Genomic DNA, 6236 nt, shown 5'->3' with positions numbered 1-6236 from the left:
GTTCGACACCACGACCCTGCACCCCGCCGTGGGTTACGCCAACGCTGCGTCCACTGCCGCGCGTGCATGCAGGGTCGTGGTGTCGAACAGCGGCACCGGGCTGTCTTCGGCGCGTACCAGCAGCATGATCTCGGTACAGCCGAGGATGATCGCCTGGGCACCGCGGGCAACGAGGCGTTCAATCACTTCGACGTACACCTGCCGTGATCGCTCGTTGACCACCCCGGCGATCAACTCCTCGTAGATGATCGCGTGCACCTCGCGGCGGTCATCGGCCTCCGGAACCAGTACGTCCAGGCCGAAGCGCTCGCTCAGGCGGCCACGGTAGAAGTCTTCCTCCATGGTGAAGGCGGTGCCGAGCAGGCCGACACGCTGCAGACCGGCCTGCACGATCGCCGTGGCAGTCGGGTCGGCGATATGCAGCAAGGGCAGCGGGCAGGCCGCCTCGATCTCAGCAACGAGCTTGTGCATGGTGTTGGTGCAGATCAGCAGCAGGTCGGCGCCACCGGCCTGCAGCCGCTGTGCGGCATCGACCATCTCGTTGCCCAGGGCATTCCAGTCGCCGTCGTGCTRCAGCTGCTTGATGSGGGCGAAATCCAGCGACCACATCAGCAGCTGCGCAGAATGCGCGCCGCCCAGCCGCGCGCGTACCTCTTCGTTGATGAGGCGGTAGTACTGCGCCGAACTCTCCCAACTCATGCCACCGATCAGGCCAAGCGTCTTCATGCGTGTCTCCGTGCCGGGGAAGCGCCATTGCAGCACAACAGGGGCCAGGACGTGCAATTGTGGGTGGACCCGCCGCAGCAGCTGCCGACGGGCCTGATTGGCGTGATAATGGGGTACGACAGGCAGAGGGCAGGGCGATGGGCGAATGCTGTGGCTGCGGCAAGACGCTGGATGTGGCAGCCATGCAGGCGCGCCACCGGCGCGTGCTGTGGATCGTCCTGCTGATCAACCTGGCGACCTTCCTGATGATGGTCGGCGCGTCCTGGTACAGCCATTCCTCCTCGTTGCTCTCCGGTGCGCTGGACAACCTGGGCGATGCGGCGACCTATCTGCTGAGCCTGCTGGTGGTGGGGGCCGGCGTGGCGGCCAAGGCGCGGGTTGCGTTGTTCAAGGGCGTGCTGATCCTGGCTGCGGCCGTGGCAGTGGCGGCACAGATCGGATGGCGGCTGGCGCATCCGCAGGTTCCCCTGTTCGAAAGCATGGGCCTGGCCGCGCTGTTGAACCTGGCTGCCAACGGTTTCTGCCTGTGGCTGCTGACGCCGTATCGCAATGATGACGTGAACCTGGCATCGGCCTGGGAATGCGCACGCAACGATATCTTCGAGGGCGTTTCGGTGGTGCTGGCGGCGGGGCTGGTGGCGCTGTTCGGTGCCGGTTGGCCGGACCTGCTGGTCGCCATCGCGCTGCTGGTCGTGTTCCTGCGCTCGGCGCTTCGGGTGCTGCGCATCGCGATGACCGAGCTGCGCGCATCGCGCATTGCCACCGGCTGAGCCGCACCGGCTGTAACCGTCGAATCGACCCCGGACTGTACATGGTGGTGACAGCCGCTGCGCACTATCCTTGCAGGGATTATTACGGTGGATGAAGTGATGGCCCTGCATACCTGGTGGTGGTTCCTGGCGACAGTCTTCGTGCTGTGTGGCACGCCGGGCCCGAACATGCTGCACATCCTGGGGCGCAGCGTCGGCCTGGGCYTCCGTCGCAGCGTGCCGGCCATGGCCGGTTGCCTGCTGGCGATGCTGCTGGTGCTTGCGGCGTCCGCGGCCGGCCTGAGCGCGGTGCTGCGATCATCGCCGATGCTGTTCGATGTGCTGCGCTACCTGGGTGTGGCCTACCTGGCCTGGCTGGGCATCAAGGCGTGGCGGGACAGCTACCGGCAGGCGCCGGTGGCGACAGACGTCGATGCAGCAGCGCTGGCGCCGGTGCACGGTGCCTGGGCAGTGTTCCGTGGTGGCCTGCTGGTGGGGTTGAGCAATCCCAAGCTGCTGCTGTTCGCCGCCGCGTTCCTGCCGCAGTTCGTCGACCCCGCGCGTGGCCAGGCCGTGCAGTACACGGTGCTGGTGGCGACCTTCGCCACCTGCGAACTGTTCTGGTACGTGATGTATGCCGCAGGCGGGCATGGGCTGCGCCGTTGGCTGGCAAAGCCATTTGCGCAACGCTGGTTCGAACGCCTGGTCGGCAGCGTGTTCCTCGCTTTCGCAGTGGCGCTGCTGCGCTTCCGGCCGCGCTGAGCGGGTTCGTTTCACGCCGCGCCTGCGACCTGTTCACGCGTGTGGCATCGCGGCGTACCTAACCTGATCCCACCTTCAGTATTCCCGCCAGGGAGAGGATCGACATGATCAAGTGGGCCATCATTTTCGCCATCATCGGCCTGATCGCCGGTGCGCTGGGTTTCGGCGGCATCGCCGGCGCTGCCGTGGGCATCGCGAAGTTCCTGTTCTGGGCCGGCATCATCATTGCCGTTGTGCTGTTCGTGCTTGGCATGACCGTCGCCAAGAAGGTCGCCTAGCCCGGGTGTTCGTGCAGCAGCGCGTTCAATGCGCGCTGCTGTGCGAGAACAGGTTGATGACCAGCACGCCGGCACAGATCAGGCCGATACCGATCAGCGCCGGAGCGTCCAGGCGCTGCTTGAACACCAGCAGTCCGATCAGCGAAATCAGCACGATGCCGACGCCGGACCAGATCGCATAGGCGATGCCGGTGGGGATCGACTTCATCGTCAGCGACAGCAGGTAGAAGCACACGCCGTAACCGGCAAGCGCGCCCAGCGTGGGACCGAGCCGGGTCATGCCTTCGGATGCCTTGAGCAGGGACGTGGCGATCACCTCCAGCACGATCGCACCGGCCAGGTAGAGATATGGGTTCATCGAATCCTCCTGCTCATGCCGGTTCGCACAGCTTCAGTGCCTCCAGGGCCATGGCCTGGGCATTCTGGCGCTCGTTTTCGTCCAGCGGCCGCCCATAGGCGGTGGCCCAGTAACCATCGGCAACGCAACGCGCGGCGTACAGGCGCGGATCGCTGGCTTCATCCGGGAACTCGGCGAGCATGCCGCGCAGCCACGTGCGCCAGTAGACCAGAAGCGCCGGCTCCAGCATGTTGCCCATGGTGAGCCCGATGTCGTTGATCTGCTCCTGCTGCAGCAGATGCTCGAAATTCACCTGCACATAGGCACGGCTGAAGCCGCCATGGCGGCGCGGGGACTGTCGCAGCACCGCACGCACTCTGTCCTCGAAGTCGGCGATGAGCGAGGTCAGCGTCGCCTCGATCAGGTCCTGCTTGCTGCTGAAGTGATGGAACAGCGCGCCCTTGCTGACACCGGCGGCGTCGGCGACGTCCTGCACGGTGAGGGCCGCCAGCCCATTCTGGCCRAGGGTATGGGCGGTCGCGTGCAGCAGTGCCTGGCGCACGCTGTCGGGCGCCTTGCGGCGGGAGCGGGGAGGGGATTCTGTCATGGGGGGAACGAAACCGACTGGACGGTATGATTGTAGCGCGGGGGCGATGCGCCCGGCGCGCACGATCAGGTCTTGAGCTCACTGCATATAGAACGCGATGCCGGTGCCGAGCTGCAGGTCGGGGCTGTTGCGATTGAGGCCCAGGTCGAACGAGGCGTCCAGCTGCACGTTCGGCCGCAGCATCCAGGTCAGCCCTGCGCCGGCGATGGCCTCGTCGGGTTGCTGGTTGGCGTGGGTGAAACCGGCTTCGAGATAGGTGCCAAGCCGCTCGGTCACGCTCAACGAGAGGCTGGGCGACCAGGTGGTGCTGCGCTGGCCGGCGCCACGCTGATGACTGCCATACAGCGCGCCGCTCCAGCGGTCGTTGAAGCTGTGCTCGACGCTGGCGGYCAGCGCGTACTGGCGGCCGTCGCTGAAGGCTGCATCGCCACGCGCGATCACCCCGCTGGCCAGCAGCGCCCACGCCGTGCGTTCGGTACTGCCGGGACCTGCCCATTTCACTCCGACGGTGCTGTCGCCGGCGCCGCGCTGCTGCGTGCGCGGCAGGTCGGGGCCACGTTCTCGCTGACGCTGCCATGGCGTGGACGCCAACTGCAGTTCCCAGCCCGGAGCCAGCCCGGTGCGCAGCAGCAGGTCGCTGGACAGCGTCGTCGTGCGCAGGCCGTCGCGATCACGCTCACGTTGATAGCTGGGCAGGCCCAGTTCGACGGCAAGGCCGCCACGCGGCACCGTGTCGGTGCCGAAGCCGATGCCGGGACGATCGAAGCTGGGAGGTTCCGCGCCYAGCACCGGGGTGCTGGCCAGCGACAGGGCGATCAACAGGGTGTGGCGCATGCGGGTTCCGTCTCGCAGGGGATCTTCAGCATGCCCGGCGATACCGTGCGCGCGGCGTGAGCCGCACCGCTCAGTCGCTGATGCGGGCGAAACGCGCCTGCGGGCCGTGCTCGCCGGGCACCTGCTCAATGAACATCGCATAGGGCCGCACCCACAGGCCGCCCTCGCCATACAGAGTGCGGTAGAGAACCATCGGCTGCAGCGTCTCACTGCTGCGGACGATGTCGATCACTTCGTACTCGCCACCCTTGAAGTGGCGGTAGCGGCCAGGTGCCAGCGCGGGCAGCGGGGTCAGGTCGGTCATTGGTGGGCCCGTTACCTGCGTGCCGGCGACGCCGGGGTGGCGCAGTAGGCATCGATGGCTTCGGCGGTGTTGGCCAGGCCCTGCGCCTGTGCCAGTTCCCACGGGCGCTCGCAGCGCTGGCTGCGTTCGCACCACTGATAGCCGGCCGAACCGATGCAACCGTGCGCATCGCGATCGCCACCGACCACGGGTGTGGCGGCGTCATGGGTGACTGGTTTTTCCGGGCTGGCACACGCGGCCAGAGCCAGCAGCGGGATCAGCATCAGGACTTTCATGGGCGCGRCTCCGTGCCGTAAACCGACAGTCTGTTCGGTCCCGGCAGCAGCGGCAAGCATCGCTGGCCGATCCTCAACTCAGCGATGCGCGGACCAGTTCCTCGATCAATACCACGTAGCTGGCGGCGAAATAGAACTTCAGCAGCGTCGAACGCTGCAGTGGAAGCGAGGTGCGCATGTGGAAGGGGCCCCTGTTGATGACGATAGTGTGAAGCGCGGCTGACTTCGTGACAAGGGTCACGGAACGGGTTTCCTAAATGGCCTCAGGGATGTGATGGGGGGCGCTTTCTGAGGCGATGGTGGGGAGTTTTCGGATAAATCCGATAGGTCTTCTCCGGGGCRCTGGCTAGGCTGGTCGGGCATCGGAGATCGGCCTTGCGCCGGTCCCCGATTTCCCAGAACCGCAGGAGCCCACCATGGTCATCACTGTCCAATGCACCGCCCAGCGCTGGTCCGTCCTGGATCCGCAGACACGCGCGACCGAAGTGTTCAGCACCGGTGCGGCCGCCTTCGATGCCGCTGCCTCGCGGGCCAGCGAGCATCACTGCCGTACCGGCCAGCACAGCACCGTGCGCGTGGAAGCGCTGGGCACAGCGGTCGACGCGCTGCACTTCGGCCGCTGAGCCACCGCAGCCGCAGTCAGTTGCGGTTGGGTTGGTTGAATGGGGGAAAAACCGCCGTCGCGGCTCCCTCTGTGCGCCACGCCGGGAATCCCTGATGCTTGCCTCCACCGTATTCACCTGGAGACAAGGGATGGGCAAGGGACTCACTTGGCGCACCGTGGCGTGCACCGTGTTGCCGATGATGGCTGCCGCTGGCGGCGTGCAGGCGCAGAACTATGGCTACGACGATCGCTACGATGATCGTGGTGGCAATGGCATCGTGCGCTGCGAATCGATCAAGAACCGCAGCAACGAGTGCCGGCTGGAAGGGCGTGCGCGCATGATCCGCCAGTTGTCCGGCTCCCCCTGTGTGGAAGGTGAGACCTGGGGCCAATCCCGTTACGGTGTCTGGGTTACCCAGGGCTGCCGTGCCGAATTCGTCGGTGAATACCGGCGGCCGGGCGGTGGCGGCGGTGGTTGGGGTGGCGGTGGTGGCAACGGCTGGGGCGGAAGCCAGTGGGGTGGTGGTGGCCAGGTGATTGCCTGCCATTCCAATGACCGGCGCCAGCAGTACTGCGATGCGCAGGTTCGTCGCGGCGTGCGTCTGGTACGACAGGAATCGCGCAGTGCCTGCATCGAAGGCCAGACCTGGGGCTGGGACCGCCGTGGCATCTGGGTCAGCAATGGCTGCAGGGCCCAGTTCCAGGTGAATTGAGCGGTTGTCGCAATCGGCTCAAGATCAGAAAAATCTGATAGCGATCA

11 protein-coding genes are annotated in these 6236 nt (G+C 66.1%); 5 read left to right on the top strand and 6 right to left on the bottom strand.

Translation table 11 applies throughout. The features are described from left to right. Nucleotides 1-33 precede the first annotated feature (33 nt). Nucleotides 34-726, bottom strand: coding sequence for an aspartate/glutamate racemase family protein (locus AC1DJN_RS07460; protein ID WP_478039044.1), 693 nt, complete (start codon nucleotides 724-726; stop codon nucleotides 34-36). A 137-nt stretch (nucleotides 727-863) separates the two neighbouring features. Between AC1DJN_RS07460 and AC1DJN_RS07455 the strand changes: the two genes are divergently transcribed. The 3 genes from AC1DJN_RS07455 to AC1DJN_RS07445 all read left to right on the top strand — a co-directional run bounded on the left by AC1DJN_RS07455 (nucleotide 864) and on the right by AC1DJN_RS07445 (nucleotide 2515). Beyond that, on the top strand, nucleotides 864-1496 hold the full coding sequence (locus tag AC1DJN_RS07455; RefSeq protein ID WP_025876315.1) for a cation efflux transmembrane domain-containing protein: 633 nt from the start codon (nucleotides 864-866) through the stop codon (nucleotides 1494-1496). Nucleotides 1497-1595: 99 nt separating this feature from the next. Then, nucleotides 1596-2237 carry a LysE family translocator gene (locus tag AC1DJN_RS07450; RefSeq protein WP_478039043.1) on the top strand — a complete coding sequence of 214 codons (642 nt, stop codon included), beginning with the start codon at nucleotides 1596-1598 and terminating at the stop codon, nucleotides 2235-2237. A gap of 104 nt (nucleotides 2238-2341) precedes the next feature. Next, nucleotides 2342-2515: a DUF1328 domain-containing protein gene (locus tag AC1DJN_RS07445; RefSeq protein WP_025876319.1), complete on the top strand. Its 174-nt coding sequence runs from the start codon at nucleotides 2342-2344 to the stop codon at nucleotides 2513-2515. Between the two features lie 25 nt (nucleotides 2516-2540). Here the strand turns inward: AC1DJN_RS07445 and AC1DJN_RS07440 are convergent, their stop codons facing one another. The 5 genes from AC1DJN_RS07440 to AC1DJN_RS07420 form a co-directional block, all read right to left on the bottom strand. Beyond that, a complete protein-coding gene (locus AC1DJN_RS07440) occupies nucleotides 2541-2873 on the bottom strand; it encodes an SMR family transporter (RefSeq protein WP_032978627.1) in 333 nt (110 codons plus the stop codon). A 13-nt stretch (nucleotides 2874-2886) separates the two neighbouring features. Then, nucleotides 2887-3459 (bottom strand): TetR/AcrR family transcriptional regulator, encoded by a 573-nt coding sequence (locus tag AC1DJN_RS07435; protein ID WP_134832865.1) that lies wholly within the window; start codon nucleotides 3457-3459, stop codon nucleotides 2887-2889. A 78-nt stretch (nucleotides 3460-3537) separates the two neighbouring features. Beyond that, entirely contained in the window at nucleotides 3538-4293 is a 756-nt protein-coding gene (locus AC1DJN_RS07430) for a transporter (RefSeq protein WP_478039042.1), read from the bottom strand. A gap of 70 nt (nucleotides 4294-4363) precedes the next feature. Then, the gene (locus tag AC1DJN_RS07425; RefSeq protein WP_442251529.1) at nucleotides 4364-4597 is read right to left on the bottom strand and encodes a DUF1653 domain-containing protein; all 234 of its coding nucleotides are present in this window, start codon (nucleotides 4595-4597) and stop codon (nucleotides 4364-4366) included. An 11-nt stretch (nucleotides 4598-4608) separates the two neighbouring features. Next, a complete protein-coding gene (locus AC1DJN_RS07420; RefSeq protein ID WP_033831612.1) occupies nucleotides 4609-4872 on the bottom strand; it encodes a hypothetical protein in 264 nt (87 codons plus the stop codon). Between the two features lie 416 nt (nucleotides 4873-5288). Between AC1DJN_RS07420 and AC1DJN_RS07415 the strand changes: the two genes are divergently transcribed. Both AC1DJN_RS07415 and AC1DJN_RS07410 read left to right on the top strand, forming a co-directional pair. Beyond that, a complete protein-coding gene (locus AC1DJN_RS07415; protein ID WP_025876332.1) occupies nucleotides 5289-5495 on the top strand; it encodes a hypothetical protein in 207 nt (68 codons plus the stop codon). Nucleotides 5496-5625: 130 nt separating this feature from the next. Continuing rightward, nucleotides 5626-6189 carry a DUF3011 domain-containing protein gene (locus AC1DJN_RS07410; protein WP_032978638.1) on the top strand — a complete coding sequence of 188 codons (564 nt, stop codon included), beginning with the start codon at nucleotides 5626-5628 and terminating at the stop codon, nucleotides 6187-6189. Nucleotides 6190-6236 lie beyond the last annotated feature (47 nt).

It is taken from the genome of Stenotrophomonas sp. 05L414_2 (assembly GCF_056397905.1).
The sequence above is the reverse complement of the archived record's forward strand: the minus strand, read 5'-3'. Positions and strand labels throughout refer to the sequence as shown.

Excerpts from the sequence above, each read along its gene's own strand:
- AC1DJN_RS07455 (WP_025876315.1), top strand. The coding sequence starts at position 864 with ATGGGCGAATGCTGTGGCTGCGGCAAGACGCTGGATGTGGCAGCCATG.
- AC1DJN_RS07445 (WP_025876319.1), top strand. The coding sequence starts at position 2,342 with ATGATCAAGTGGGCCATCATTTTCGCCATCATCGGCCTGATCGCCGGT.
- AC1DJN_RS07440 (WP_032978627.1), bottom strand. The coding sequence starts at position 2,873 with ATGAACCCATATCTCTACCTGGCCGGTGCGATCGTGCTGGAGGTGATC.
- AC1DJN_RS07425 (WP_442251529.1), bottom strand. The coding sequence starts at position 4,597 with ATGACCGACCTGACCCCGCTGCCCGCGCTGGCACCTGGCCGCTACCGC.
- AC1DJN_RS07420 (WP_033831612.1), bottom strand. The coding sequence starts at position 4,872 with ATGAAAGTCCTGATGCTGATCCCGCTGCTGGCTCTGGCCGCGTGTGCC.
- AC1DJN_RS07415 (WP_025876332.1), top strand. The coding sequence starts at position 5,289 with ATGGTCATCACTGTCCAATGCACCGCCCAGCGCTGGTCCGTCCTGGAT.
- AC1DJN_RS07410 (WP_032978638.1), top strand. The coding sequence starts at position 5,626 with ATGGGCAAGGGACTCACTTGGCGCACCGTGGCGTGCACCGTGTTGCCG.